This is a genomic window from Ensifer sp. M14, from assembly GCF_003355565.1.
GTDB lineage: Bacteria > Pseudomonadota > Alphaproteobacteria > Rhizobiales > Rhizobiaceae > Ensifer.
Map to the genome: position 1 here is coordinate 2,021,579 of NZ_QJNR01000004.1, position 26,027 is coordinate 2,047,605.

32 protein-coding genes, 1 tRNA gene and 1 riboswitch are annotated in these 26,027 nt (G+C 62.7%); of the genes, 16 read left to right on the forward strand and 17 right to left on the reverse strand.

Annotation, left to right across the window (positions count from 1 at the left end; translation table 11 throughout):
* Positions 1-26 precede the first annotated feature (26 nt).
* Complete coding sequence (locus BLJAPNOD_RS09615; protein ID WP_158556108.1) at positions 27-884, reverse strand: DUF2066 domain-containing protein; 858 nt, start codon at positions 882-884, stop codon at positions 27-29.
* Positions 860-1,273 (reverse strand): lysozyme inhibitor LprI family protein, encoded by a 414-nt coding sequence (locus BLJAPNOD_RS09620; RefSeq protein WP_199565924.1) that lies wholly within the window; start codon positions 1,271-1,273, stop codon positions 860-862. Before BLJAPNOD_RS09620 ends, BLJAPNOD_RS09615 begins: the two co-directional genes overlap by 25 nt.
* Positions 1,274-1,630: 357 nt before the next feature.
* Here BLJAPNOD_RS09620 and BLJAPNOD_RS09625 point away from each other — a divergent pair, with 357 nt between their 5' ends.
* Positions 1,631-2,200, forward strand: a complete 570-nt coding sequence (locus BLJAPNOD_RS09625; RefSeq protein ID WP_115419643.1) for a transglycosylase SLT domain-containing protein — start codon at positions 1,631-1,633, stop codon at positions 2,198-2,200.
* Positions 2,201-2,312: 112 nt separating this feature from the next.
* Here BLJAPNOD_RS09625 and BLJAPNOD_RS09630 read toward each other — a convergent pair whose 3' ends face one another.
* Positions 2,313-2,765 (reverse strand): VOC family protein, encoded by a 453-nt coding sequence (locus tag BLJAPNOD_RS09630; protein ID WP_115419644.1) that lies wholly within the window; start codon positions 2,763-2,765, stop codon positions 2,313-2,315.
* 216 nt (positions 2,766-2,981) lie between these two features.
* Between BLJAPNOD_RS09630 and BLJAPNOD_RS09635 the strand changes: the two genes are divergently transcribed.
* From BLJAPNOD_RS09635 to BLJAPNOD_RS09650, 4 genes are all read left to right on the forward strand, one after another.
* The gene (locus BLJAPNOD_RS09635; RefSeq protein ID WP_077500000.1) at positions 2,982-3,335 is read left to right on the forward strand and encodes a DUF1428 family protein; all 354 of its coding nucleotides are present in this window, start codon (positions 2,982-2,984) and stop codon (positions 3,333-3,335) included.
* Between the two features lie 139 nt (positions 3,336-3,474).
* Positions 3,475-3,897, forward strand: a complete 423-nt coding sequence (locus BLJAPNOD_RS09640) for a secondary thiamine-phosphate synthase enzyme YjbQ (protein ID WP_115419645.1) — start codon at positions 3,475-3,477, stop codon at positions 3,895-3,897.
* Positions 3,898-4,061: 164 nt separating this feature from the next.
* Positions 4,062-4,466, forward strand: a complete 405-nt coding sequence (locus tag BLJAPNOD_RS09645) for a ketosteroid isomerase-related protein (RefSeq protein ID WP_115421221.1) — start codon at positions 4,062-4,064, stop codon at positions 4,464-4,466.
* A gap of 333 nt (positions 4,467-4,799) precedes the next feature.
* Entirely contained in the window at positions 4,800-5,198 is a 399-nt protein-coding gene (locus BLJAPNOD_RS09650) for a hypothetical protein (protein WP_115419646.1), read from the forward strand.
* Between the two features lie 258 nt (positions 5,199-5,456).
* On the opposite strand, the gene BLJAPNOD_RS09655 is transcribed toward BLJAPNOD_RS09650, so the two are convergent.
* Complete coding sequence (locus tag BLJAPNOD_RS09655) at positions 5,457-6,206, reverse strand: SIMPL domain-containing protein (protein WP_115419647.1); 750 nt, start codon at positions 6,204-6,206, stop codon at positions 5,457-5,459.
* Positions 6,207-6,365: 159 nt separating this feature from the next.
* On the opposite strand from BLJAPNOD_RS09655, the gene BLJAPNOD_RS09660 reads away from it, so the two are divergent.
* A tRNA-Ile gene (locus BLJAPNOD_RS09660) sits at positions 6,366-6,441 on the forward strand.
* A 427-nt stretch (positions 6,442-6,868) separates the two neighbouring features.
* Positions 6,869-7,597 (forward strand): DNA cytosine methyltransferase, encoded by a 729-nt coding sequence (locus tag BLJAPNOD_RS09665; RefSeq protein ID WP_115419648.1) that lies wholly within the window; start codon positions 6,869-6,871, stop codon positions 7,595-7,597.
* Between the two features lie 51 nt (positions 7,598-7,648).
* Here the strand turns inward: BLJAPNOD_RS09665 and BLJAPNOD_RS09670 are convergent, their stop codons facing one another.
* Positions 7,649-8,500 (reverse strand): DUF4238 domain-containing protein, encoded by an 852-nt coding sequence (locus tag BLJAPNOD_RS09670; protein ID WP_147294537.1) that lies wholly within the window; start codon positions 8,498-8,500, stop codon positions 7,649-7,651.
* An 839-nt stretch (positions 8,501-9,339) separates the two neighbouring features.
* Here BLJAPNOD_RS09670 and BLJAPNOD_RS09675 point away from each other — a divergent pair.
* Positions 9,340-9,687, forward strand: a complete 348-nt coding sequence (locus tag BLJAPNOD_RS09675; RefSeq protein ID WP_244610907.1) for a hypothetical protein — start codon at positions 9,340-9,342, stop codon at positions 9,685-9,687.
* Positions 9,688-9,868: 181 nt separating this feature from the next.
* Complete coding sequence (locus tag BLJAPNOD_RS09680; RefSeq protein ID WP_115419650.1) at positions 9,869-10,891, forward strand: glycosyl hydrolase; 1,023 nt, start codon at positions 9,869-9,871, stop codon at positions 10,889-10,891.
* A 219-nt stretch (positions 10,892-11,110) separates the two neighbouring features.
* Here the strand turns inward: BLJAPNOD_RS09680 and BLJAPNOD_RS09685 are convergent, their stop codons facing one another.
* The 3 genes from BLJAPNOD_RS09685 to BLJAPNOD_RS09700 form a co-directional block, all read right to left on the reverse strand.
* Entirely contained in the window at positions 11,111-11,350 is a 240-nt protein-coding gene (locus BLJAPNOD_RS09685) for a DUF982 domain-containing protein (protein WP_077500014.1), read from the reverse strand.
* Between the two features lie 442 nt (positions 11,351-11,792).
* Positions 11,793-12,503 carry a GntR family transcriptional regulator gene (locus BLJAPNOD_RS09695; protein ID WP_115419652.1) on the reverse strand — a complete coding sequence of 237 codons (711 nt, stop codon included), beginning with the start codon at positions 12,501-12,503 and terminating at the stop codon, positions 11,793-11,795.
* Positions 12,504-12,595: 92 nt separating this feature from the next.
* Positions 12,596-13,390, reverse strand: a complete 795-nt coding sequence (locus BLJAPNOD_RS09700) for a DUF1194 domain-containing protein (RefSeq protein ID WP_115419653.1) — start codon at positions 13,388-13,390, stop codon at positions 12,596-12,598.
* Between the two features lie 160 nt (positions 13,391-13,550).
* Here BLJAPNOD_RS09700 and BLJAPNOD_RS09705 point away from each other — a divergent pair, with 160 nt between their 5' ends.
* A complete protein-coding gene (locus BLJAPNOD_RS09705; RefSeq protein ID WP_115419654.1) occupies positions 13,551-14,861 on the forward strand; it encodes a glucoamylase family protein in 1,311 nt (436 codons plus the stop codon).
* The gene (locus tag BLJAPNOD_RS09710) at positions 14,858-15,715 is read left to right on the forward strand and encodes a (2Fe-2S)-binding protein (protein WP_244610908.1); all 858 of its coding nucleotides are present in this window, start codon (positions 14,858-14,860) and stop codon (positions 15,713-15,715) included. The genes BLJAPNOD_RS09705 and BLJAPNOD_RS09710 overlap by 4 nt, the downstream gene beginning before the upstream one ends.
* A 70-nt stretch (positions 15,716-15,785) precedes the next feature.
* Here BLJAPNOD_RS09710 and BLJAPNOD_RS09715 read toward each other — a convergent pair whose 3' ends face one another.
* The 3 genes from BLJAPNOD_RS09715 to BLJAPNOD_RS09725 form a co-directional block, all read right to left on the reverse strand.
* Positions 15,786-16,580: a CbtA family protein gene (locus tag BLJAPNOD_RS09715; RefSeq protein WP_077499705.1), complete on the reverse strand. Its 795-nt coding sequence runs from the start codon at positions 16,578-16,580 to the stop codon at positions 15,786-15,788.
* 197 nt (positions 16,581-16,777) lie between these two features.
* Complete coding sequence (locus tag BLJAPNOD_RS09720; protein WP_025427862.1) at positions 16,778-16,954, reverse strand: CbtB-domain containing protein; 177 nt, start codon at positions 16,952-16,954, stop codon at positions 16,778-16,780.
* 42 nt (positions 16,955-16,996) lie between these two features.
* Positions 16,997-17,267, reverse strand: a riboswitch (cobalamin riboswitch).
* Complete coding sequence (locus BLJAPNOD_RS09725; RefSeq protein WP_077499707.1) at positions 17,267-17,959, reverse strand: TetR/AcrR family transcriptional regulator; 693 nt, start codon at positions 17,957-17,959, stop codon at positions 17,267-17,269. Its footprint overlaps the riboswitch before it by 1 nt.
* 103 nt (positions 17,960-18,062) lie before the next feature.
* Here BLJAPNOD_RS09725 and BLJAPNOD_RS09730 point away from each other — a divergent pair, with 103 nt between their 5' ends.
* Positions 18,063-18,893, forward strand: coding sequence for an NAD(P)H-binding protein (locus BLJAPNOD_RS09730; RefSeq protein WP_115421223.1), 831 nt, complete (start codon positions 18,063-18,065; stop codon positions 18,891-18,893).
* Positions 18,890-19,369 (forward strand): anthrone oxygenase family protein, encoded by a 480-nt coding sequence (locus tag BLJAPNOD_RS09735; protein ID WP_115419656.1) that lies wholly within the window; start codon positions 18,890-18,892, stop codon positions 19,367-19,369. The genes BLJAPNOD_RS09730 and BLJAPNOD_RS09735 overlap by 4 nt, the downstream gene beginning before the upstream one ends.
* Positions 19,370-19,416: 47 nt before the next feature.
* On the opposite strand, the gene BLJAPNOD_RS09740 is transcribed toward BLJAPNOD_RS09735, so the two are convergent.
* From BLJAPNOD_RS09740 to BLJAPNOD_RS09755, 4 genes are all read right to left on the reverse strand, one after another.
* Positions 19,417-20,214: an SDR family oxidoreductase gene (locus BLJAPNOD_RS09740; RefSeq protein WP_115419657.1), complete on the reverse strand. Its 798-nt coding sequence runs from the start codon at positions 20,212-20,214 to the stop codon at positions 19,417-19,419.
* 111 nt (positions 20,215-20,325) lie between these two features.
* Positions 20,326-20,886, reverse strand: coding sequence for an SRPBCC family protein (locus tag BLJAPNOD_RS09745; protein ID WP_115419658.1), 561 nt, complete (start codon positions 20,884-20,886; stop codon positions 20,326-20,328).
* Positions 20,883-21,251, reverse strand: a complete 369-nt coding sequence (locus BLJAPNOD_RS09750; RefSeq protein ID WP_244610909.1) for a metalloregulator ArsR/SmtB family transcription factor — start codon at positions 21,249-21,251, stop codon at positions 20,883-20,885. The genes BLJAPNOD_RS09745 and BLJAPNOD_RS09750 overlap by 4 nt, the downstream gene beginning before the upstream one ends.
* Positions 21,252-21,313: 62 nt before the next feature.
* Positions 21,314-22,129 (reverse strand): crotonase/enoyl-CoA hydratase family protein, encoded by an 816-nt coding sequence (locus BLJAPNOD_RS09755; RefSeq protein ID WP_115419660.1) that lies wholly within the window; start codon positions 22,127-22,129, stop codon positions 21,314-21,316.
* An 82-nt stretch (positions 22,130-22,211) separates the two neighbouring features.
* Between BLJAPNOD_RS09755 and BLJAPNOD_RS09760 the strand changes: the two genes are divergently transcribed.
* The gene (locus BLJAPNOD_RS09760) at positions 22,212-22,793 is read left to right on the forward strand and encodes a TetR/AcrR family transcriptional regulator (RefSeq protein ID WP_115419661.1); all 582 of its coding nucleotides are present in this window, start codon (positions 22,212-22,214) and stop codon (positions 22,791-22,793) included.
* A gap of 9 nt (positions 22,794-22,802) precedes the next feature.
* Here BLJAPNOD_RS09760 and BLJAPNOD_RS09765 read toward each other — a convergent pair whose 3' ends face one another.
* On the reverse strand, positions 22,803-23,189 hold the full coding sequence (locus BLJAPNOD_RS09765) for a hypothetical protein (RefSeq protein ID WP_115419662.1): 387 nt from the start codon (positions 23,187-23,189) through the stop codon (positions 22,803-22,805).
* A 90-nt stretch (positions 23,190-23,279) separates the two neighbouring features.
* Between BLJAPNOD_RS09765 and BLJAPNOD_RS09770 the strand changes: the two genes are divergently transcribed.
* Both BLJAPNOD_RS09770 and BLJAPNOD_RS09775 read left to right on the forward strand, forming a co-directional pair.
* Positions 23,280-24,227, forward strand: a complete 948-nt coding sequence (locus BLJAPNOD_RS09770) for a LysR family transcriptional regulator (RefSeq protein WP_115419663.1) — start codon at positions 23,280-23,282, stop codon at positions 24,225-24,227.
* A gap of 111 nt (positions 24,228-24,338) precedes the next feature.
* On the forward strand, positions 24,339-24,689 hold the full coding sequence (locus BLJAPNOD_RS09775) for a VOC family protein (RefSeq protein ID WP_077499727.1): 351 nt from the start codon (positions 24,339-24,341) through the stop codon (positions 24,687-24,689).
* A gap of 42 nt (positions 24,690-24,731) precedes the next feature.
* Here BLJAPNOD_RS09775 and BLJAPNOD_RS09780 read toward each other — a convergent pair whose 3' ends face one another.
* Positions 24,732-26,015: a cystathionine gamma-synthase family protein gene (locus BLJAPNOD_RS09780; protein ID WP_115419664.1), complete on the reverse strand. Its 1,284-nt coding sequence runs from the start codon at positions 26,013-26,015 to the stop codon at positions 24,732-24,734.
* Positions 26,016-26,027 lie beyond the last annotated feature (12 nt).

The following is a 26,027-nucleotide window of genomic DNA, read 5'->3' on the forward strand; positions in this document are numbered from 1 at the left end:
ACAGCCGGCAAGCACGCAACGCTCGTCTATGGCGGGCCGTTGCCGGAGAGAATGCGTGCCGCGCCCTGCATGGCGTTGCGAAATGCGTCATCGAAGCTGACGCCGCGGATTTGCCAACGATACGCCTTGCCGTTTTCGACGAGGCGCCAATCGGCGATCCAGCCACGTGCGGCGTCGGACCAGACGAGCGTGCCGGCGAGGGGGATTTCTGCGCCGATATCCGTGGCCAGCTGTTTCAGCTCAGTCGAGTTCAACCGGGATAGATGGTCGAAATCGAGCCTTGCGGCGGCAAGCGTTGCAGCGTCGGGAAGGCGGGCCATGAGAGCCAGCGGAACCGTGGCAGCGGCAAGCGATTGCGCCATATAGGGGCTTTCGCTGCCGTCGTGCGCCAGCACGAAGCGGCGCGTCTGGTCTTTGACGGCCAGCAGCACGGCGATGATCGGACGCGGCGAAAGCCATGGCTTCGACCCAAGTCTTGCCAGCAGAGGGTCAATGATCTTGGGCTCGAAACGGCAGGTGAGATCGTGCGGACGGTCGTGCGTTCCCTGCTCGTCATGGATCGGGACGCCTTCCAACCGGTCGCGATAGGAGAAGCTTGCGACGAACTCCGCCGCACGCGCCTGCAGGGTGGGGAGTGCGGTGCTGTCGGCGAGCCTGGCATCGCCGGAAACCTTGACCAAAACTTCGCTCAGGCATTCGCGAAAGCCGATCTGCCGGTTCTCTTCGCCGGTGCCGGTGACGATCGCATCGCTGGTGTAGAGGTGCGATCGGTCAGTTGCGTTTGCCGCGCTGCCAAGCCAGGCAGTGGTAAGGGCGACGGCGAAAACACATGTCTTCGCCGCCGTCGTCAAGGCAGGCTTCAGTTGGCTGACGGAACGGGGCAACTGAGGTCGCCTTCTTCGCAGCTCAGATAGGTCTTGAAGTCCTTGACGCGGTTCTGCGTCAAGCCATCCCGGCATTGAAGAACGATCATCGGATAGACCGAGCCTCCCGTAACGCCAGCTGCGGAAAAGTCGCACTCTGCATCGCGGAAGGCGATCCATGCCTTTTGCGCGGCAACGAGCAGCTTGGCTTTGTCCTGATCGTCCTTCAGGCGCGCCTCGATCTGCTTGTAGAGGGTGTTGAGTTCGGTGTCCGAGGCCTTGAGCGATTTGTCGGCGCATTCGTTCATCGTCGCCTGGTCGCTGGCATTGGCGCAATCATCGGCCCGTGCGGCCGATGCAAGACCCGTCAGCACGACACCGGCTGCAAACATCAAGGCAGGAAATCGCATGTCTTCGCTCTCCTCGTTTTGCGCGCGCCACGGTCGGCGACGACACTTTCGCATGATCTGCGACCACCTACGGACGCTGAGTCTCAGCGCTGGCCGCAACTGTCTTCCGCTGCGCCGAGAATAGGTCAAAGCTGAAACGTCAGATAGCAGAATCTTGAGTGCCACACGCGGCAGCGCTGCGCGTTGGATATGGCACGCAAACCCGGCGTAGCATTTTGAACCTGCTGCGTAATTTCATCCCCAAATCGCGACCTGACCAAGCCATGACGCAATAGCTCCCCGATCAATCGCATTCGATTCAAAACCGATCCTTAACGTTTACGTTTTATCAATCTCTCTGAAACGAGAGGTTCGAAGATGCGTTGCGTTTTTGTCGTCGTCCTCCTGTTGCTGGCCGGTTGCGCGACGGTGCCGAGAGACACCCGAAACGCATGCGCGGTTTTCGAGCAGCGAGATGGCCTTTTCAACAACTGGCGCCGCGCCGCCTATCAGGCGGAGCGCGAATATGGCGTGCCCGTGCCGGTGCTGATGGCGACGATCTATACGGAATCCGGCTTCCGGCATAACGCCAAGCCGCCGCGCACCAAACTCTTCGGCTTCATTCCGTGGACGCGGCTTTCGTCGGCCTATGGCTATTCGCAGGCGCTCGACGGCACCTGGGCGCGCTACCAGAGCGAAACCGGCCGCTGGACGGCACGGCGTTCCGACTTCGGCGATGCCATCCGCTTCATTGCCTGGTACCACCGCGAAAGCGGCGAGAAAAACGGCATCGCGCTCAACGACACCTATCGGCTCTACATCGCCTACTACCACGGCCACGCCGGCTACGCCCGCGGCAACTGGAGCGACACCGCCAAGACCGGCGCCAAGCGCGCCACCGGAATGGCCTCGCTCTATAGCCGCCAGTTGAAAAGCTGCGGTAGCTAAAGCATGTCGCGCAGAAGTGTGCAGCGGTTTTGCGATAACGACATGCGTGAAAACAAGACCTTAAAGCGCGCCAAGCTTATCTGAAAGATCGCGACGCGCTTTAGGACAAGGCTCAGCCGGCGGCTGCCTCTTCAAGCCCGGCGACGTCGATCTTGACCATGGCCATCATCGCCTGCTGGGCGCGGCCGGCGCGTGCCGGATCCGGATCGCTCAGGTGTCGCATCAGAGCATCGGGTATGATCTGCCAGGCCAGGCCGAAGCGATCCTTCAGCCAGCCGCAGCGCTGCGGCGTGCCGCCGTCGAGCAGGCGTTCCCAGTAGTAATCGACCTCCGCCTGATCGGCGCAGCGCACGAAGAACGAGACGGCTTCGGAGAACTTGAAATGCGGGCCGCCGTTGAGCCCCATGAACGCCTGTCCCTCAAGCTCGAAGGCGGCGGTGAAGGCCCGGCCATCGGGCCCTTTCTTGATGTCGGTGATGCGGGCATTGCGGAAGATGGCGGTGTAGAACTGGATAGCGTCTTCAAGCTGGTTGTCGAACCAGAGAAAGGGCGTGATCTTCTGCATGACGGTTGCTCCCTTGCGTGATGGTCTGTGCCAAGGACGAACGGGAAGGGGACTTGCCGACAGGCGGTCACAACTTTTCGCAAGGCCATGCGCGGCGGCCGACGACAGCCCTTGAAGGCGGCAAACACGCATCAACCGAAGAATCTGAGGTTATTGTCGGAACTTTTCGATCCCGTTCGTCCTTTGGTGGTCGAAGCAACCGAGGAGGATATCGACATGAGCTACGTGGATGGTTTCATCGTTGCGGTGCCCAAGGCCAATATCGAGGCATACAAGGACATGGCGCGGCAAGCGGGTGACGTGTGGATGGAGCATGGCGCGCTCTCCTATGCCGAGTGCCTTGGCGACGACGTTCCCTATGGCGAGGTGACATCGTTTCCCCGCGCGGTGCAGGCGAAGGATGACGAGACCGTGGTTTTCTCCTGGATTACCTACAAGTCGCGCGCCGACCGGGACGCGATCGTTGCCAAGGTGATGGAGGATCCGCGGCTGCAGGGCGAGGCCTGGAGAGACGTGTTCGACGGCAAACGCATGATCTATGGCGGCTTCGAGGCCTTTCTCGAGAAATAGCTCCGGCCGCGAGACGGTGCCTTGGCTGCGAGAAACAGACCTGGCAGAAGGCCTGGGCTTGACTTGGCGGCGGCTTTGCCGAACCAGTTCAAGCGGGGGCCGCGCTTTGCTGCCGCGGCGCCAAGGGAGACAGGCAGACATGACGCAGACCACGATCGTCATTTCCACCCGCGGCCAGGGGCTTTACGAGTTCACCGACGAGGCGGCAGACTTCGTCAGCGCCAATAGCGGGGGCGAGGGGCTGTTGACCCTGTTCGTCCGGCACACCTCCTGCTCGCTCCTCATCCAGGAAAACGCCGATCCTGACGTGAAGCGTGACCTCAGCGCTTTTTTCGGCCGGCTGGTGCCGCCATCCTCCGATCCGTCAATGCGCTGGGTGGTGCACACGCAGGAAGGGCCTGACGATATGCCCGCGCACATCAAGGCGGCGCTGACGCAGGTCTCGATCGGCATCCCCGTCAATGCCGGCCGCATGGCGCTCGGCACCTGGCAAGGCCTCTATCTGTTCGAACACCGCGACCGGCCGCACCGCCGCGAGATCGTGCTGCATCTTGGGCAATGACCCCGACCCGGTTGCCCGATCGATCGTGGCGGCGCCTTGAAGGGCGTCGCCATCCCTCCATATTCGTTGGAGGATCGTGCATGGAACCGACATTGGCCTTCGTCGTTTCCATGGCTCTAGTCCAAAAAACGTGGACGAACCCGAAATCAGCATCCGAGGCAGATATGACCGACGCGCAGACCATCGCCAGCCGCTTCATCGACGCATTGAACGACCGCGACTTCGACGCTCTGGCGCGGCTTGTCGACGAGGACGTGGCGCTCGATTCTCTGACCGGCCAGCGCACCGTCGGCGTCGAGCCGCTCAGATCCAGCATCATGACCTTCCTGCGCCATTTCGACGAAACCTATGGCGACGTTGTGCAGATGCGCGACAATTTCGGCCAGCGGATCGCCGTGGACCTGACCGCACGCGGCACTTACCGCGAGACGCTCGACGGTTTCCCAACCGCCTCCGGCCAGACCTATTCGATCCCGAGCGTCTTCGTGATCGAGATCGAGGATCAGTCGATCACCCGGGTCAGCCACTATCGCAACATGCGCGCTTTCGAAGCCGAACTTGCCGGCTGAGCCGCGTCTTCGCATCGCAACCTCCTCAGGAAGATCGCGCTGATTTTCACGCCGCCTGTCGCGTGTCGGACGGCAAGGTCATGTCGATCAATCCTCTATCATATTGATATCGCGCACAAATAGCGGCGTTGCGTCTGCCGGCCATCCGTCGAAGCACTTCGCCTGGAAGTCGAACGAATCTCTGTTTCCCGCCCGTTTGCGTCAGGTGCCCGCAATCTGAACCCCGCATGAATGTGCAGTTCCGCTAGCGTTCAGTTTGGCGCCGCTAATGTCCGATCAATCGCTTGGGACGGTGATTGCAGATTGAACCCTTCAAGCCCTCGGAGAAAGACCATGAAGAACATCCTCATCAACGCCGCCGCCGCTGCCGTCATCGGTTTGACCGGCCTTTTCGGTGCCGCCTCCACCGCTTCCGCAGACACCGTCGAATTCGGCTTCGGCTCGGGTGGCGGCGTTCAGGTTCAGTATCGCGATTTCGACCGTGGTTACGGCGACGAGCGCGACTGGGGTCGTGATCGCCGCGGTCCGGACCGTGGCTGGGATGGCGGTGGCCGCCGCAGCCGCTGCGCCCCCTGGATGGCTGTCGACAAGGCCCGTGACCATGGCCTGCGCCGCGCCTACGTCGCCGACGTCTCGCACCGCCGCATCGTCGTCGAAGGCAGCCGCCGCGGCTACCGCCAGACGATCGCGTTCGCCAATCAGCGCGGTTGCCCGGTAATCGGCCGCTGGTAATCCAAGCCTTTTCCGTCCTGTCTCCCCCGGCCGGCGGAAATGCACCCCTCACGCCCCAGGCGTGAGGGGTTTTTCTTTGTCTGCAAGCCACACGACGGGCACGCACCGAGCTTGAGCCCGACACGAAAAAGCCCCGCGCGGTTGCCACTGCGCGGGGCCTTGTCTTTTCCGGTGCCGGTCTCCGACCATAGTCGGCGGCCAGTCGCAAACCGCAAAAGCCCGCCAGCGCTGTTTGCGTGCGGGCTCAGGCGGCAGGCGTTACTGCTTGATCGCGAAGGTGACGTTGACAGTGACGTTGTAGCTGTTTTCGCCGGTTGCCATCGGCACGGAGTCGGCCGCAAATTCCTTGGCCATGCCGGCGCGCATCATCGGCACCGGCTCCGGGCGGAAACCCTGCTCGGTGATGTTGACGACGTTGCCGAGCGAAACGCCGGCAGCTTCCGCCAGAACCTTGGCCTTCTCGATGGCATCGGCGACAGCCGCCTTGCGCGCTTCGGTGATCACGCCTTCCGGCTTGTCATTGGTGAACTGGATGCCGCCGCCCTGGTTGACGCCAAGCGTGACCGACTTATCGATGATCTCGCCGAGCTTGGCGAGGTCGCGCACGCGCACGCTCACGCCGTTGGCCACCTGGTAGCCGATCAGCTCCGGCGGGCGGTTGCCGCCGTCATTGTTGGTCGGGAAGTTGAACTGCGGGTTGATCGAGAAGCCGCTCGTCTGCAGGTCGCGGTCGGCAATGCCGCTTGCCTTGAGGGCGGTCAGAACCTCGGCCATCGTCTTGTTGTTGGCGTCGAGCGCCTCACGGGCGGTCTTGGCATCCTTGACGACGCTCAGCTGCAGGATCGCCATATCGGGCGCGATCGACGAGCGGCCTTCGCCGGCAACGGTGATGATCGCTTCGCGCGCCGTGGCAGCATCCTGTGCGTGTGCGCCCGCAGCGGCAATACCCGCAAAGGCGGCGGCCAAGGCAGCGATGGAAAGCGTGCGGGCAGTGCGTGTGGAAGTCATGGGTCGTGTCTCTCCGGTTGTTTCTGTCCCTGCTCACTTCATGCTTATCGATTGTGTGGGCATTGCGGCAATGGCTTGTCGTCAAAAAGGTTTTCGGCTAGAGCCATTGCCGATCACGAACTGCCATTGGTTCGCTGAGTCCCGGACCTGATCCGGCGTGGGCCTGTAGCTCAATGGTTAGAGCCGGCGGCTCATAACCGCTTGGTTGGGGGTTCGAGTCCCTCCGGGCCCACCAATCCGTCCACAGACGTCCCATACCGTCCATAGCCGTCCCTGACACCCTAGCGTTTCCAGGGTTCTTTGGACGACATGGGACACGTCGGGACACCCCAGCGATTCAATTTGTTGGCACGGTTGTTGGTATCAGATTTCGCCGTTTGTAGTGATGCCAACAAACTCTCGACTCCTTCCATTGAATCAAATGCTTGAACTGATTCGCTTTTTCTCACTTCGTTCGAGTCCCACCTGTTGCGGGTTCGAGTCCCATGACCGGAACCATACTGGCGATTCAACTGTCAGTTACACGATCTATATTCAACGATTAGTAGAATAAGCCACTTCCAGTGTAGTAGAATCGGCGCAACATCCAACGACAGGAAAGGTCATGCGCCGGACATACGATTCTATTGGAAATGAACACTGCACCTCTGCCTGGAGGTGCCATGAATGAGCTGGCTCTTTTCGCGGGCGCTGGTGGAGGCATTCTCGGAGGACACCTGCTTGGTTGGCGCACCGTCTGTGCCGTCGAACGAGAACCCTACGCCGCCGCTGTTCTTGCCGCCCGACAAAATGACGGACTTCTCCCGCCTTTCCCGATTTGGGATGACGTTTGCACCTTTGACGGAACGCCATGGCGCGGACGTGTTGACGTGGTTTCTGGAGGGTTTCCCTGCCAGGACATCAGTGCCGCAGGCAAGGGTGCCGGGATCGACGGAGCGCGATCAGGATTGTGGAAGCAAATGGCCCGCATCGTTGACGAAGTACGACCCCAGTTCGTCTTCGTGGAGAACAGCGCCATGCTCACATCCAGAGGACTCGGTCGAGTTCTCGGAGACCTGGCCGAGATGGGGTACGATGCTCAGTGGGGAGTGCTGGCAGCGGGACACGTTGGCGCGCCCCATCTCAGGGAGCGAATTTGGATTTTGGCCAACACCAACTGCGGTGACAGCCTCGGGTGGAGCCGCGCTCTGCAAATGGGGCGGGTCTGGAGCACGCGCGAAGTTAAGGAAGATGGTGTCCTCAAAGGAGCTGAATGGCCCTCTGAACCCGGAGTGGGTATCCTGGCTGATGGGGTGGCCGCAAGGGTGGAGCAGCTTACGGCCCTTGGCAACGGCCAAGTACCTTCGGTGGCAGCAGCAGCATTCCGCATCCTCTCAGGTAGCGGCGAATGACAACTATGACAACGACGCTGATTGGGATGCTTGGCGGGCTTACGTGCTGAGCTAGTGCCGCGGCAGGTGGGCGTCGATGAAGTCGCGCTCCGCTTCGCCGTAGACGAATTTCTTCGCGTTGATGAGGGACGATTGGTTGTTCGCCTTGACCACATCGCGAGCGGGCATCCGGGCAAAGTGGTCGATGACATCCGGCGCATCACTGGCGATGAAAAGGTGCGTCGGAGACAACGGAAGCGAGATGGTGGTGCGCGGCTTGTAGAGGTCGCCAACTCGTTCGAAAGGATTGTCGCCCAGCAGCAACCTCCTCGGTCCTGACGAGACGTCTTTGACGAGCCACCTGAGATGAATGATGCGGTCGATGGCCTTTTCGCTTTGGATCAGATCGACCAGGACCTTCAATCCCGAGTTAGCGACACGAGCGGGTGCGTGCTTTGAAGCCCACTCGTACAGCGTGTTTTCTGGTGCATCGCCCTTCGCTGCGTCAAACTCAGGAATGGGCTGGGACATGTCCCGAGCGATGCGCTCCTGAACACTCGATGTGACCATCTCAACGATATGCGGCACGCGCAAGAGTGAGGCATTGAGGTAGATGGTCCACCAGTATCGCTCTTCAACTGACAGCTTGGCGGGGCCGCGACTGATCAGCTTGTCGAGGACCGGCTTCGCTGCGGTCTCGATCTTCCCGAACAGCTTGATTTCAATTTGCTGGGCCTCCTCATCGTTGACGTGGGCCAGCGAGTAGAGGCCAGGGACGTATGCCGTGGCAGCGGTGGTGACCGGTGTGCAGACGAGCTTGTTGTTGAATGGTATGCGTCCCCACTGGCTGATCTTGTCGTTTTGCCCGCTCCACATACCGAGGTGGAACTGAGGCACGTAGTGATGATCGCCCGCTTTGCTCAATCGCCGCCCTCGCTCAGTTGCCGTCAAAATATTCACGCGGCCAGGGAAATGTCCACAGAAGTCCCAGAAAATCCCACAAATGTGTTGGCATCAGTGTTGGCATCACGACGCCGACGTCCAAAATACCGAAGCGATTACAAGAGTTTACGCGGCTCGACAGGTTCCTCCGGGCCCACCAAGTCGTCTCGCTATCGATAAGCAGTCGTACCATCGGAGCCGCTCGCCAATCGAAACGGCACCTGAAAAACCTCTTCGGGATCTGAAGCCAAAAAAATGCCCGCCAGAAGCGGGCAGTTTTGGAGTGGGCGCATACGCTCAAACATGTTGCGCCTGGAAGCCAAGGTGCGTCACAGAGGTCAACACTGTGTAAACAACCGGCGGCCAGAAATGAGGGGGACTTTGGTCGGAGTGGGGCGCGTCGACCTCCGGCCGGTGCGGCGAGCCTCCCGCGGGAGAACGTTTGTTCCGGCTTGACAGGGCGGCGGCGTGCACGGCTTCGATGGCGGCTGTCTCCGTCTGTGCTGTGAAGCGGGGGAGGTGAGGCGTCAACCGGTGCTCGTTTGAATTCGGCGCGCGGGGCTTGTCTACCCAACATCATGATTTCATAACGTTTATTCGTCGCGATTGCGGATCTCGGCCCCGCTGGAGTGCGGTTGACGGGGCAAAAGTCGGTGCGGGCGGCGGCGGCCTGGCAGCGTCCCTGCATTCGAAAAGCATGCGCTCAGAAAGAAACTCTTAATTTTAGCTGTCAATAATAAGAAGTGGGGGTTGAACGTCACGGTCGATTCCCGCTAGGGAAATTGCCAGGCGGCTATCTCCGCTCGTTCGAAAGGATGCTTATGCGAAGCCTAACCGCCTTGGGCGGCCTCCGCCGCATTACCGTTTCGGGTTTCAAGTCTCTCGTACCTGCCTCGTTTCTCGGTCTTCTGCTTGTCTCTTCCGGCTGTTCGTCGGCGGGCATTGCGGAAAGTCCGCTGTTTGCCTCTGCCGGCTCGAAGGCCGTGACGAGCACGGCGGGCGTTGCCCCGAAAGAGGGCAAGCTGATCAGGGTTGCGCAGGAAGACGATATCGTCGAGCCGCTGCCGGCAAGGAAGCGGGTCACCGCCTATCTCGGCCGTGCGCCCTACATCTGCTCGCCGAGCGGCTTCGGCCATACGTCGCGGTGCTTCCTCAGAAGTTCGCTGTAAAGCCATTCCCATTTGGGTGATGCGCTTGAAATGCTTCGTCTTCATACAGTTTCGTCAGAGTGTTTCCGCTTGAGGGTTTGAGCTGCGGAAATACTCGAGCTTCTTGCAGTCCTGCATCTTTTCGGGAGAGGCGCTTGTCGTTCTGTTCCGGGAAATACTCATCCTCCGTCGGAGACAACTCTTGTCGATTGCGATGTTCAGATCGGTGTTCCTGGCTGGCCTCGTGGCGCTTTCGCCTGCGATGGACGGCGCGCGCGCCGTGGCTGCCGATCTCGGCGACACGGTCGACCGGGTGCTGACGACGGCCTCGATCGGTACGGCCGGCAAGGCCGCGGGCAAATCCGGCGGCGCGGTTGCGATCGGCGTCTACGACCCGCATGACGCGGTGACGAACAGCGATGCCCTGACGATCGAACATGTCTTCGTCTATTGGCAGGCGCTCGACAAGGCGATGCTGAAGCGCAAGATCGCCGTTGCCGAGGCGCAGGGACGGGCACTGATGATCTCCGTCGAGCCCTACACCCATGCGAGCGACTGGCGGGCGGGGGGCGAGCGGCTGTTTGCCGATATCGGCCGCGGGCGTTTCGATCGCGAGATCCGCGATATCTGCAAGCGCGCCGGCGCGGTGGCCGCCCCGGTCTACATGCGCTGGGGCCACGAGATGGAAGATCCTGACGGTCGCTACCCCTGGGCGCGGCGCGACGCCGAGGGCTACAGGAAGGCGTTTCGCTACTTCGTCGAAAGCTGCCGGGAGCTTGCGCCCGACGTGCGCTTCGTCTGGTCGCCGAAGGGGCACCGCAACCTCACCGGCTACTATCCCGGCGACGACGTGGTCGATGCCATCGGCATTCCCGTCTGGGGTCTGCAGAAGATGGATGTGGACTATTGGGGCCGCGAGCGCAGTTTTGGCGAAACGCTTGGCGAAAAATACCGCCGGGTCGAAGGTTTCGGGAAGCCTGTGATGGTCGCCGAGCTCGGCGTTTCCGGCTCGCCCGACTACAAGCGCGCCTGGTATGCGGAGATCTTCGATCGCAACACCTATCGCGATCGTTTCCCGCTTCTGACAGCCGTGGTGTTCTTCAACGACAAGGAACCCTACAAGTGGCCGCTCGGCTACGGCTCGCCGGACTGGCGGCTGGACAAGGCGTCGCTTGCCGCACTTGTTGCCGATGGTGGCAAAAACGTCGGCCGGCCGACGCAGTAGCGGCACCGGCATGTTTCCTTAAGTCCTGTCCGGCTCAGGGATGAAACACGCAAGCAATTGCTACTGAGATTGGCGCGCGACTGCCACGCGCTCTAAGCTCTTGTTTTTGCGCATGTCGTCATCGCAAAGCCGCTGAACACTTTTGCGCGACATGCTTAGCGGAGGCGGACGCACCGGCGGTTCAGCCGGTGCGTGAACTTCGGAAAACTGGAGTTTTTCTCAGGCGAGCAGAAGGCCTGATTCGCGGGCGGCGGCGGTAAAGCAGCGGCTTGCCCTGTTGACGCTGGTCAGCCCGTCGAGCGCATCCAGGCAGCGCTGAAGGGCGGCACGATATTCCCGTCCACGTCTGCCCGGCCATTGCCGCAGCAGCTCAAGCGCCTCCCAGACGGTCCTTACGACGGTCTGCCGCTTGGACGACAGTTTCAGGTGGATCGGCGTTGCGAAGGTTTTTTCGCTCATCTTGCATTCCTCATTCATAGTCTTTTGAGCGGGAGGGCAACGCCGGTGATCGCAGATGGTTCCGTCAGTGGGTGCGGTTTTTTTAACCATGAGGACGGCGGCCCGACATGGTCGGCCGACTGCGGCCGTCGGGAGCCCCTAAAGCCAAGGCTTTCGGACGAACGCGGCCACGCTTTGGCCGCTACAAATTTCGCGAAAGATTTTTCGGTTGATGGAAGTGCTGAAGGCTGGGGCGCCGGAGGCCGAGAAGCAATTCCAGGAAAAGTGTGAAGCGGCTTTCCGCCTGGATTGCGCGACTGCAACACGTTCGATCATGTCACTGTTTCATTGCAGCAATGACATGATCCAATGTGGGCCGTGCGCAAACCGGGTCACAGGATCCGCCTTCGACCTGGGTGCTGATGCGCGTTGATCGATCGCTACAGCCTTCGGGCGACATGGCTCAGAAATCGAGCGCGGCCCTGAGGTCGGTCGGCTTGCGCTCCCTAAGGTCGAGATCGGCCTCGATGTGATCGATGTGGCGGATCATCAGCGCTGATGCGGTCTCGATGTCGCCGGTTTCGATTGCGGTCAGGATGTCGTCGTGTTCGTTGTGGCCGCAACTCGAAACGGTCGATTGTCCGTAGAGCGCGATGACGAGCGAGGAACGGGCGACCAGTTCGTCCATGAAGCGCCTGAGGATGGCATTGCCGGTGAGGTCGGCGAGCGCCAGGTGAAAGTCGCCCGATGCCTTGATCTCGGCGCGGCGGGCCGTCCGGCCGCGCTGGGCGGTCAGATGCTGTTCGGTGGCGAGCAGGCGGCGCAGCTTATCGATCTCGGCGGGGCCGATCCGGGCCGCAGCCGCGCGCAGGAGGCCTGGCTCGATCAGCCGGCGGGTCGCAAAAATCTGGCGGGCTTCATCCGGCGAGGGATGGGCGACGAAGGCGCCGCGGTTCTTCTCGACGGTGACCAGCCCTTCATAGGCAAGCGCCTGCAGGGCGGCGCGCACCAGCGTCCGGCTGACATTGAAGAGATCGCCGACATCGCTTTCCGACAGCTTGGTTCCCGGCGCAAGCCGGCGTTCGACGATCGCATCGCGCAGCTTGTCATGAATCTGCCGGGTGCTGGTGTCGGTGGTTGCATCGGCAGGTGCCGGATGGGTGGTGAGGGGCATGAAGGAAATCGATCCGCGAATGAGTGCGGCATCTTATCGTCGCCCGCGGTGAAGGGAAACGACAATCTGGCGTGGTGGTGGATCGGCGCCGGCTACTTGTCGAGTTCGGGGTACACCCGATCTAGGAAGCCGGGCCGCAGCTTTTCGCCGATCATGCAGTCGGGCGCCGGCATGGCATCGACGAGCCGCACGCGTGGCGGCGGCGGTAAGCCACTCACCTCCAGGATCAGCTTCTGGCGGATGGCGATGGCGAAATCTTCCGGCTCGTGCACCGGCAGAACGAAGGAGCCGGGGCCGCCGACGACGCATTCGGCATAATACTGGTCGAGCGGCCCGGTCGAGACCGACGGCCGGATCAGGATCGCCAGCCCATTGATGATGATGCCGCGGGCAATGGCGATGTCGCGGGCGGGCGTGACCGGCGGGCCGATATTGTTGGGTCCGTCGCCGGAGACATCGATGACGCGGCGCATACCGGAAAAGGCGTTGGAATCGATCAGCGCCGTGCCGTAGGTGATCGCGTTGGAGATCGAGGTGCCGCGGCGGGTGCCGACCGGGCGTGCTTCGATCATCGCGGCAAAGGCGTCGGCTTCGGCGGCGTTGGAAATCACCCGCCAGGCGACGAGGGAGGATTCGTTGACCGTGCCGGCCCATTCGAAATAGCCAAGCGCGATCCGGCCATATCGACCGCTGGCCACCGCATTGAGGAAGTCCGCGTGGCGCAGTGCCTGCACGTAGCCGGAGCGCTGGACCCGTGCTTCGTCCAGGTCCATGGAACCGGACATATCGACGGCCAACACCAGTTCGACGTCGACATCGGTCGGCGCAGTGCCCGATTGGGTCGGGCTGCCCGTCAGGGAAAGGATCAACGCCAGCATGCTCAACATAGCTTCAACCCGTCATTGCGAGCCGCGTTATCTGACGAAATGTAGCACAGGATTGGCTGTCGGCGACTGTCTGGGCTTGGCCGACCTTCAATAAAAGGTGATATCGACATAGGTGACAGCCGATCGATACTGTGCCAGCGGGTCCAAATGAGCCGGGAATATGCTTCAGCAGACACGGAATACGGAATGTTTTCAGGTCGATAGGCTGCAGGCCGCCGCCTTCGACTATTTTCTGCGCTACAGCGACGCCGAAACGGGGCTGGTCGCCGATACGTCGCTCGCAGACGCGCCTTCGAGCATCGCCGCGACCGGTTTCGGGCTTTCCTGTTACCCTGTCGGCGTCGAACGCGGCTGGATCGGGCGCGGCGAAGCGGCCAAAAGGGTGCTGACGACCCTGCGGTTTCTCCAGCAATGCCGGCAGGGGAGCGATGCGCGCGCCACCGGCTATCGCGGCTTTTACTATCACTTTCTCCACATGAAGACCGGTGAGCGGGTATGGCAGTCAGAGCTTTCGACCGTCGATACCGCGCTGTTGATTGCCGGCGTGTTGACGGCTGCTGCCTATTTCACCGGCGAGGATGCGACGGAGACGGAGATCCAGGTGCTGTCGGAAAAGCTCTATGCCCAGGTGGACTGGCACTGGGCGCTTGGCCGCGGCGAGACATTGACGATGGGCTGGCGGCCGCCGGGGCGATTTCTGAAATATCGCTGGCAAGGCTATAGCGAGGCGCTTCTGCTCTATGTCCTGGCGCTCGGCGCGCCGCATCATGCGATCGGGCCGGAGCATTACCGCGTCTTCACAGCCGCCTATGACTGGACGACGGTCGACGGTGCGCCGCACCTGCGGGCCGGCCCGCTGTTCATCCATCTCTTTCCGCAGGCCTGGCTCGACCTTCGCGGTCTTCGCGATCCGCCGATGCGCGACAAGGCGACGGATTATTCTGAAAACACCTGCCGGGCGATCGACCTGCAGCGCCAGTATGCCGAAGACAATCCCCGAGGTTTCGCTGGCTATGACAGGGATGGATGGGGCCTCAGTGCCTGTGACGGACCGAAGGGGCGGCAGCGGCTTGTCGATGGGCGTTGGCAGCGGATGCTCGGTTATGCCGCCCGCGGTGCGCCCGGTGGACCAGACGATGGCACGCTTGCGCCCTGGGCACCAGTTGCCTGCCTGCCATTCGACGCGGATGCTTCGCAGTCGGCATTGGCCGCGTTCGAAAACCGCTATCCCGACCTCCTGTGCGAGGGCCGCTTTCCCGGCGGGTTCAACCCAAGCCTGCGAGGCTCAGGCCCTGACGGCTGGGTCGACGACCGCGTGGTCGGGCTTGACCAGGGGCTCGTCGTGATGATGATCGAGAACGCCAGAAGCGGTTTTGTCTGGCGGCTGACGCGCGACATTCCGGCCATCCGGCGCGGACTGGAGCGGGCGGATTTTCGCGGTGGCTGGCTTGCGACCAGGGGGATGGCATGAGCTTTGCTCACGAGCGACAAGGCGATCGCCCAGCGGAGGAGGCCATGGACGAGGCGCTGCGCCAGAGCGTTCGTGGCGTGCTCGCGCGCCTGCAACTGCGCTTTCCCGAAGTGGGCTTTTCGCTTGACGATGCCGGCGACGGCTGTCTTTCCGAGGCGCAGTTCTGGGCCGAAGACGGTGCGGGCCTCGACGCCGGGCTTGCCTATCAGGATTGTTTTGCCGCCGGTATGGACGACAAGATTCGCGCCGCTCATCTGATCGCCTTCTACGGCAACCAGCTCGCTCTGGCGCTCGGCAGCCTCTACCTCGGTGCGGGCATCGTGGCGGGTGTTCGCGGCCTTCGCTTCGAAGAATTTTCGCGCGCCTATGGTGAGCGGCTGGTGGCGGCCAAACGGTTTCATTTCAGTCTTGCCTTGCCCGCAGTCAGCGATGATGCCCCAGGCGATACGGATGCCTTCGGTGAAACCTTCGCAGCACATCTGGCGCCAGTCATCGCCATGCTGAAGCATCGCGCCGGTCTTTCCTCCGGGGCGCAATGGCGGCTTGCGGCGGATTCGCTGGCCGGCGGTTTCCTGGAGATTGGCCGCGCGCTCGGCGATGAAGAGGATGCGATGTCCAAGGCGCTGGCGATCGTCAAGCGCGAAGGCACGCCTCTCTTTTCCGGCAAGCTCCGTTACGAGACCATCGAGATCGACGGCCACCCGCCGCTGTCGCGGGTCTACCGGCTGCGCGGCGGTTGCTGTCTCTATTATCGAACCGAAGGTGGCAGCTTCTGCGACAGCTGCGTGCTGCAGGCGCCGGAGGAGCGTCGAGAACGCTTGCAGGCGCATCTGCTGGCATCGCAGACCGGCTGAGCATCTGAAACGACAGAGCCCCTGATATCGGCGATATCAGGGGCTCCTTTTGTCACGGTGGCCGGTCGGCTTATGCCTTGGCGAAGCGATCGTTGATGAAGCCCGAGACGACGCCGAGGACGATCCAGAAGGCGAGCGTGGTGGCGAGCGCTGCCACGGCAAACTCGGCACCGAGCACGGCCGGAACGTTGCTGGAAATATCCGACGGCTGCGGGGCGCCATAGACGTGGGGTGCCGCGATCAGCACGAGGCCGATGATCTTGGCGACGATTTCTTCGCGCAGAACCAGCAGATAGAGGCCGACGGCCGAAAGCGCCACCGTTGCCAGCCACCAGACCTGGCGGTCGCCGAGTTCGGCGGCCGGGAAGCCCGGCAGTTCCGGCGGCAGGCCGATGGCCGGCAGCATGTGCACGGCGAGCCAGCCGCAGGCACCCCAGAGCGCGCCGTTTCTAAGCGTGATCGGGTAGCCGATGACGAGGCTGACACCGGCCAGCAGCAGCGCGAAGCCGGAGCCGGTCACCAGATTGGCGATCAGCGTTCCGGAAAAGCGGCTCATGCCGAACATGATGCCGCCTTCCTCGTGTTCGCCCTCATGGGCGTAGGCGGGGGTGATCGGCGACAGCGCGTCGAGCAGGGTGCCGATCGGCGAGACCGCCTTCAGCGACGAGTGCTGGTCGTGGCTTGCGGCGGCCGGATCGACGGTTCCCGGCTGGGCGGCGGGCTGTTCGCCGGCTGCCGGTGCCTCGCCTTCGAATTCTTCCGCGTGCAGGATCAACGGTACGACGCGCAGTTCCTGGGCGCCGGTCATGAAGACACCGGCAATTAATCCAGCCACGATCGCGGCCAGAAGCGTTCTGACAATCATTTTCGATATCCCTCGATATCGGCGCGCCATGCATCTTGCAGGCAGCGCCGTGTCCCATTGGCAATTCCGCGAACGGCTCCTGCCGGCAGATCTTTGGTCTGCATCAGACGCAAGCAAACGCGTCCGGCTGTTCGCCGGAAGCGTTTTTGTCCGCAGCTATGTCGATGCGGAACGCATGTCGCGTCCCTCCGCATCGCTTAGTGGCAGGGGAAGCCGTAGGAGTGGCGGGTGTCGTGCGCGGTGTCGTGCAGCACGGCCGAATTCGCGAGGCCCGCGCCGAAGACGAGGAAGCCGCCGATGAGCAGCGCGATGATACCTGCGGTCAGACGATCGCTGAGGGAGAGCGGAATGCTCGAAACTGTAGACGTAGCCATGACAACCTCCGTGATGGCATCGGGAAATATCCCGGTTTGGGCCCTATGCCCGCATCGACTGGCAGGTTTCCTGGCTCAGGACGTCGGGTGAGATCACCCTGGATTTGCCTCGCCTTCCCAGAGCCAAGGTCCGCCCTCTCGCGGTCCCGTCTCCAGTGGCTTCTTCCGGATCGCTCCGGAACGGCGCATTCACGTCGCTCTACAGTCGCGGGGTCGGCCGTGATTTGAATGCCCAGCATGGGTCCATCCGTCACGTTCCCGTTTACTCCCGAAACGCGTTCGCGTTGCGGGAACCAATCGATCCCACGATGATTAGGATCGCACCCCGGAGATGTCAATTAAACTTGCGCCGCCGCCCGGCCCATCCGCGACAAAATCCCGAAGGATCATGCGTTTGTAGGCCTCGACGATCTGGTCGCCCTCCGCGCGCTCGACCGAGACTGCAAGCCGCATGGTGCAATCGCCGAGATGCATGATCAGGAAGGCGGCGCTGTCGATCGCTTCGCGCGGCGTGCCGGGCGCAAACCGCGCCCAGACATCGGCGAGGAGCCGGCCGCCAATGCGACTTTGCTGGAGGTCGATCTCGCGCAGCGCCTTGTCGGCCTGCATCGCCGACCAGATGTCGCGCATGACGGGCTCGGCGAGGAACATGTCGTAGTAGATGTCGAACAGCACGGCGAAGGCGTCACGCAGTTCCGCGAGCGACGTCACCTTGGCAAGCTCGGCCGCGATGCATTCGCTGCAGACCGCATTGTAGCGCTCCGCCAGCGTGCGCACGATCGCTGCCTTGTCGGGAAAGTACTGGTAGAGCGATCCGATCGATATTCCAGCCTTTTCAGCGACTTCGCTCATGCGCATCGCGTCGCTGCCCTTTTCCTGGATGATCGCCGTCGCACAGGCAAGGATCTGCTCGACGCGCTCGCGGCTGCGCTTTTGGCTGGGTGTGCGGCGCAGCGCGGTCTCGTCGTCGGCGGAAGCCGCGGCTGGGCTTATCTCTTGTTTCATGAGGGATGCTCACATTTTGACTTGACTCCTAAAATACGAGGATTTATCACATTTGCAAATGTGAGAGATACTCATGTTTGTGGATCAACCTCAGGAGGAAGCGATGACGGACAAACTCACACTGGTTCTGGGCGGTACCGGCAAGACGGGGCGGCGGGTCGCAGCGCGCCTTCAGGAACGCGGCGTTGCCGTGCGCATCGGCGCCCGTTCGGCATCACCATCCTTCGACTGGACCAACGAGGCGACCTGGGCGCCCGCGCTTGAAAATGTCGAGCGCATCTATGTCAGCTATCAACCGGATCTGGCGGTGCCGGGTGCCGTCGAAACCATTCGCAAGTTCTCGAGCCTTGCCGTGCGCTCGGGCATCAAGCGGCTGGTGCTGCTGTCGGGACGCGGAGAGGACGAGGCGGAAGCAGCCGAGCGCGCGCTTCAGGCATCCGGTGCCGAGTGGACGATCATCCGGGCCAGTTGGTTCTTCGAGAATTTCAGCGAGGATTTCCTGGCCGGTGCCGTTGCCAGCGGTTCGGTCTTCCTGCCGCCGGATGAGATCACCGAACCCTTCATCAGCTGCGATGACATTGCCGACGTGGCGGTGGCAGCGCTTCTGGACGAGGGACATGTCGGCAAGGTCTACGAGTTGACCGGCCCGCGACTGATGACGTTTGCTGACGCCGTGGCCGAGATCGCCGTGGCCGCCAACCGCCGGATCCGCTATCAGTCCGTGCCGGTTGCCGACTTCGCCGCGCAGTTGCAGGCCGACGGTTTGCCTGATGACTATGTCGAACTCATCCGTTATCTCTTCACCTCGGTGCTCGACGGGCGCAATTCTGAAGTGACGTCCGATGTCGAGCGCGTGCTTGGGCGCGGGCCGCGCGGCTTCGCCGACTATGCCCGGGAGACCGCTGCAACAGGTGTTTGGAGTCTTGCCGCATGATCGCGCTCATCCCCGCTCTGGCGTTTGCGGCCGCGATCGGTTCCGGCCTGATGGCCGGGCTGTTCTTCATCTTCTCGGTCTGCATCATGCAGGCCTTGGCGCGGTTGCCGGCGGAGCAGGGGATCGCGGCGATGAACGCCATCAACGTGGTAATCCAGAATCCGCTGTTCCTCAGCGCCTTCATGGGCACGGCGCTTCTGGCGCTCGCCCTGGTGGTGCTGGCCTTCCTCTCCGGCGGCAACGGCAGCCTGCTGCTGGCGGTAGGCGGCATCGTCTATGTCGCCGGCGTGCTGATCGTCACCATTGTCTTCAACGTGCCGATGAACGATGCGCTGGGCGCGGCCACGCCCGGGCAGGCGGCGATCGAAATCTGGCAGCAGCGCTACCTGACGGACTGGGTCTGGTGGAACCATGTGCGCACGGTGTCTTCGATCGGCGCGCTGGCCCTGTTCATCCTGGGCTTTGCACGCGCCTGAAGGTGAACGACCGGCGGACCTTCAAAGGTTGCGCCGGTCGTCTTATTTCAGTCGACTAACGAGCCACAGCTGAGATTGGCGATCACGCCGGTCATGGCGCCCGCCCGGTCCGAGGCGACGAAGGCGGCATAGTCGGCGACCTCGTCGAGCCGCGGGAAGCGGCCGAGCAACGTGCCGGTCTTTGCTCGTCCCTCGAGCATCTCCTCAACGGTCGTGTCAAAGCGGTCAGCAAACCCCTGGAACACGCCGCGTGCGTGCGAGACGGGCAGCGATTCGGGTATGGCGTCCGGGCGCAGGCAGATGACGCGGATACCGTGGCTACCGACTTCGCCGGCAAGAATGCGAGAAAAGGTCTCGATGGCCCCGCAGGTGGTGCCATAGCCGAGGAAGCCGGATCCTGACAGGCGTGAGCCGGGCGTCGAAACCGTCAGGATCACGCCGCTGCCGCCTCTCTCCATGTGGGGCGAGACCGCCTTGGCGGTGATGAAGTTGGCGCGGGTGTAAGCGGCGATCGGGCGCTCGAACTCCTCCAGTGACAGCGCGGACAGCGGCGGTCCCTGAACATGCGTGAAGCCGACGGCGGTCAGCACCACGTCGATCCGGCTGGCGCGATCGACTACCGATTGCGCATGCCGTTCGACGGCTGCCTGATCCAAGACATCGACGGCGTCGAACTCTGCCTTTCCGCCCGCCGCTCGAATTGTCTCGGCGGTGCGGCTCAAGGTTTCGGCTGTACGTCCGACCAGAAAGACATTGGCGCCTTCGCGGGCAAAGGCTCGCGCCGCTGCGCCGCCGATTGCGCCGCTGCCGCCATAAACGATGGCCACCTTGTTCTGAAGCAACATTTCAAACTCCCTTGATCCTGCCTCGTTGCATGGACATGCGGCATGAGGCCCCTGGATCGGCAGGGATCCCAGGCAGAAAATCATGCAGCAATTTCGGAAGGTTAAAGAGTGCTAGGGCGGTGACAGCTGCTGGGCATATTCCAGTTCGAGCCGGGTATGCTTGTTCCAGAAGCCGCGCGACGTGCGGCCGGAAATCACATCGGCGAGAATGTCGAGATGGGTGTGCCAGCCGGCGGCCACGCTCGCCATCATCTCCTGTTTCGCGATGCGCGAATGGGTGACGACCAGCAGCACGTTGGCGCCCCTTGTTTCCAGATCGAACCGCACCTGCGACGGTGTCGGCGTGCCTTCGCCCCAGCTATAGGCGAGCAGATGCGGCGGCTCGCAGGCGATGATGCGGCCATGGATCCGGCTCTCGCCGGCAAGGGCCGCATATTTGGCCGGCGGTTCGCCGCAATCCGTGCCGAGTTCCTCGTGGCGGAAGATGTGTTCGACCGGCGCTTCGGCTGCGGCACCTATGATGCCTGACGCCATCCACTGGCGGCGCTTGTCCTCCTCCGTCAGATAGGCCCAGATGCGCTCGATCGGACCCGGCAAGAGCCGCTCGATGCGCGCCGTATCCGGCGCGACGTTGCGGGCATATCCGTCGTCGTTGCCGGTTGGCGAAGTCATCCTTTCTTCTCCGTCTCGGTCGTTGCCTGCGCGTCCACGCCCTTTGCCGCGTCGTCCGCCAGGAGCAGCGCCTCCAGCACGTCGATGCGCTGGCGCCAGAAGGCTTCGTAGTGGCGCATCCATTCCATGCCGGCATGCATCGGCTCGGCGTCGAGCCGGCAGACATGGGCCCGGCCGCGCACCTCGCGCCGCACGAGGCCGGCACCTTCGAGCACCTTGATGTGTTTCGATGCGGCGGCAAGCGAGATGGAGAAGGGGGCGGCAAGCTCGCCCACCAGCCGTTCGCCCGCCGACAGATCTTGCAACATCGCCCGCCGCGTCGGGTCGGAGAGCGCATGGAATACGGCGTCGAGCCGATCGTTCATATATTCAACCATGTTGTTGAATATTGACGATGCGATGGTGATTGTCAACCGATCGGTTGAATTTAATAGTAACGCGAGAAGGCGCGGTCGCGCGGCGGATCATCATGAATGTGCCGTCCCTTCCAGGCGGCAAGCGCATCGGAGAGGTCGTCGGTCGGAACCATCTGGGCAAACTGTTCGCTTTCCACCAGCAGCCCCTCAGATATCGACATATTGAGGCCGCGGGTGACGGCGGTGATGATCGAGCGGATTGCGAGCGGCGAATAGCCCATGATGCGCCGCGCAAGGTCGCGAGCGGCGGGCATCAGTTCCTCATGGGCAACGACATGGTTGATGAGGCCCATCTCCCGGGCGCGATCCGGCGAGAAATCCTCGCCCGTCAACAGCAGTTCAAGCGCGCGCTTGCGGCCTGCCAACCGCGGCAGGCGTTGCGTGCCGCCGAAGGTGGGCGGCATGCCGAGCTTGATCTCGGGCTTGGCAAAGCGTGCCTGCTCACTGGCGATTGCCAGATGCACCGCCTCGGTGATCTCGCATCCGCCGCCATAGGCAATGCCGTTGACGGCAGCGATGACCGGCTTCGGGAAGGATTCGAGCCGCGCGGTCAGACGCTGGCCGCGGCGGACGAAATCGCGCACCGCCGGGTTCACGCCCTTCGCCACACTTTCGGAAAATTCGTGAATATCGCCGCCGGCGGAAAAGGCGCGGTCGCCCGCGCCGGTGATGATGACGGCGCCGACCTTGTCGTTCCCCTCGATTGCGTCAAGTAGGGCCAGCAGCCGGTCGATCAGCTCGTAGCTCAGCGCATTGAGCTTCTCGGCCCGGTTCAGCGTCAGTTGGGCAATGCCTTCGGAAATCTGCATCAGAACGGTGTTGGACATGGTTGCTCTCCGGCAAGTGTTGACACGGAGAGGTTAGGTGCGGGAGGATGTCATGTATATTCACTAGTCGGTATACATCGTGATGGCGAAAGCTCAGAAATCGACCCGGGAAACGATCGTCGCGGCAGCAGCAAAGCTCTTCTATGCCGAGGGTATCCGCGCCGTCAGCGTCGATGCGGTGGCCGAAGCTGCGGGGATGACGAAACGCACGCTCTACTATCACTTCGAAAGCAAGGACGACCTGATAGCGGCCTATCTCGAAGGGCGCGACCAGCCGAACCTGGCGCTGTTTCGCAAGTGGTTCGAGGCGACCGACGGCGATCTCGCGGCTAAGGTCGAGGCGATCTTCGTCAATCTCGCCCGCGTCGCCCGGCATCCCTCATGGAAAGGTTGCGGTTTCCTGCGGACCACGGCCGAGCTTGCCAATATGCCTGGCCATCCGGCGATCCGCATCGGTGCGGCCCACAAGAAGAAGTTCGAGGCCTGGCTGGCGCAGGTGTTCGCCGAGGCAGGCATCGATGATGCCGGCGAACTGGCGCGCCAGATGCTGCTGTTGCTCGACGGCAGTTTTGCGGTCGTGCTTCTGCACCGGGATGCAAGCTACATGGAGAGTGCCGGCAAGGCGGCAGCGATGCTGGTTCGCGCGGCGATGCCCGGCCGCTGATTTCTGCCTTCAGGGCTTGCCGTCGGCCTCGACCTTGGTGGTGCCGCAGGGGTCGAGCACGACGCCGTTTTCGAAGGTGCCGGACACCAGCCCGCTGACATTGACCCGGTCTCCCGGCTTCAGCGCGCTGTTGTTGTATTCGAGGCAGACGACGCGGGTCTTGGTATTCGGGCACAGCGTCGTGACGGCGATCGGATCCTGAACCTCCAGCGACACGACTTCGGCGGTCAGCTCGACGTCGGGCCATTCCGGCGGTTGCGTCTCCCAGCCGGCGACCATAGGGACGATCGCCTCGCAACTGGTCACGTGCGGGCCGCCATCTTCGGCGGTCGATGGCGTCGGCAGCAGGAGAAGAGCCAGGAAAGTACTGCGGGCGACCCGCGTCAGGTGAAGCATTGTTGTCTCCTGTGTTAAGGAGGCGCTCTACCAAGGCCTTTCATGGCTGGAAAATGATGGCTCCTCATCTCGCATTGAACGGAATTCAGCATGCTCGACTGGCGTCGGATCGATCTTAACAATCTGAAAGTGCTGCATGCATTGATGCTGGAGCGCCATGTCGGTCGGGCGGCCGAGCGGCTGGGGGTGACGGCCTCGTCGATCAGTCATCGGCTACGGCGCATGCGGGAGGACTTTTCCGACGAACTGTTCGTGCGCACGCCGACCGGCATGGCGCCATCGCCGCGCATGGAAGAGATCGCGGTGCCGCTGAGCGAGATGATCACCAGCATCACGCTCGCGGTTTCGTCCGGCGCTCTGGAGGCGCTGCCGCAGGCGCGGCGCTTTACGCTCGTGGTGCCTGACGGTCTGCGCCAGCAGCTTTTGCCGGTGCTGATGCAAGGGCTGCTGCAGGACCATGCGGGCCATAGCCTGCACATCCGCTCCTTTGAACGCCGCTCCTATGCCACCGAACTGTCGCAGGGCGAGGTCGATGCCGTCATCTCGGTCGGCGGCGATCGCGATGACCGCAGCCTCGTCGACCGGTTGCCGGTTGCCTGCGACAGGCTCGTCTGCCTGTTCGGTCCGCTCTGCCCGCTCGCCGGTGCGGATGAGGTGGCGGTCGACGACTATCTCTCGGCCGCGCATCTCTATTCGCTGCCCTGGCCGGCGTCGGACAATCACTTCGACCGGCTGCTGGCGCGCGACGGGCGCTCGCGCCGGATCATGCTCACCATGCCATCCCATCTGGGGATCGGCGACGCGCTGATCGCGAGCCGGCTGGTTGCCACTGTTCCGTCGTCGCTTGCCCGTCATCTGACGGCGCTGCACCCGGCGCTCGCCATCCGCCCGCTTGCGATCGACGGCACCGAAGGAACGGTGTTTCTGGAAACCTCGCGCCAACAACAGCGGCGGCCGGAAATTGGGCGGTTCAAGGCGCTGGTGGAGACGGCGATCCGAACAGTGCTGCCCCGATCTCCGGCAGCGCCGCGTGGCTGACCGGACAGTCAAAAACCTCTTTAGCACTTTTGCCCACTGCCGGTTTCGGCGCTCTTGGCAAACGCGTTGCCGCAAGACAAATTGCGCCCACACGAAAGCCGGGAGAACGGCATGGCAGTCAAACGTATCGTGTCCAATCTATACGCGCCGGATCCGCAGGTGGCGCATGCCTTCTACGCCGACCTGCTTGGGCTCGAGCTGGTGATGGATCATGGCTGGATCCTGACATTCGCGGCCAAAGGGCAGGCGGTGATGCCGCAGGTGGGTGTCGCGAGCGAAGGCGGCAACGGCACCCCCGTGCCGGTGCTCTCGATCGAGGTCGATGATGTCGACGCGGTCTATGCCCAGGCGCGGGAAAAGGGCGTCGAGGTCGTCTATGAGATTACCGACGAGCCCTGGGGCGTCCGACGCTTCTACATGCGCGACCCGTTCGGCAACGTGATCAATATACTGTCGCATTGAGGCGGCTGGCCGCCGATGGGATCGGCGGCCGGTTTCTCGAAATCAGGCCAGCGTCAGCGCGTTCGCGAGGTCGGCGACCAGATCGTCCGGGTGCTCGATGCCGATCGAAAGCCGGATCGTGGTGTCGAGAACGCCGATGCGGCGGCGCACGTCGATCGGCACGCCGGAATGGGTCATCGCGGCCGGGTGGCTTGCCAGCGATTCCGTGCCGCCGAGGCTGACGGCGAGCTTGAAGATCTGCAGCGCATTGAGGAAGCGGAACGCCGCCTCCTGGCCGCCCGTGATATCGAAGGAGAAGGTCGATCCGGCGCCGGTGCATTGCGCCGCATAGGCCTTGCCGAGCGGCGAGGCTGCGTCGTGGAACGGCAGGTAGTGGATGCGCTCGACCTTGGGATGGTCGCGCAGGAATTCTGCCACCACCAGGGCATTGTCGTTGGCCTTGTGCATGCGCACCGACAGGGTCTCGAGCGAGCGGCCGAGCATCCAGCAGGAATGCGGGTCGAGTTGCGTACCGATCGCGCCGCGCAGCGCCTTCACCTGCTTCATCACCGCCTTGGAGCCGAGGGCGGCGCCGGCGATGAGGTCGGAGTGGCCGCCGACATATTTTGTCAGCGAATAGAGCGAGATGTCGGCGCCATGCTCGATCGGCCGCTGGAACACCGGGCCGAGCAGGGTGTTGTCACAGGCGATGACAGGCGTGTGGCCCTGCTTGGCGCCGATGGCGTCGGCGACACGGCGGATCATCGCGACATCCACGAGGCTGTTGGTCGGGTTGGCGGGCGTTTCGATGAGGATCACCGATACGCGGCCTTTCGCCATCGCCGCGTCTGCAGCCTCAGTCACTGCCGCCTCGTTGACGCCATCGGCGAAGCCGACGGCCGAAACCCCGAGATTGAGGAAGGTTTTCGCCAGCAGCGTCTCGGTGCCACCATAGAGCGGCTGGCTGTGCAGCACCGCATCGCCCGGCTTGACGAAGGCAAGCAGCGTCGTTGCGATCGCCGACATGCCGGAGGAAAACAGCGCGCAGCTTTCGGTGCGCTCATAGACGGCAAGGCGATCCTCGACGATCTCGCTGTTCGGATGGTTGAAGCGCGAATAGACGAGGCCGGCGCCTACACCCGCCGGCGGCTCGCGACGGCCGGAGACGAAATCGAAGAAATCGCGGCCTTCCTCGGCGGTGCGGAAGACGAAAGTGGAGGTCAGGAACACCGGCGGCTTGACGGCCCCCTCAGACAGTTCGGGGTCGTAACCATAGTTCAGCATCAGCGTTTCGGGATGCAGCTTGTGGTTTCCGATATGGGTCTTGTAGGGGTGCGGCGCGGTCATGGCTTTCTCCTG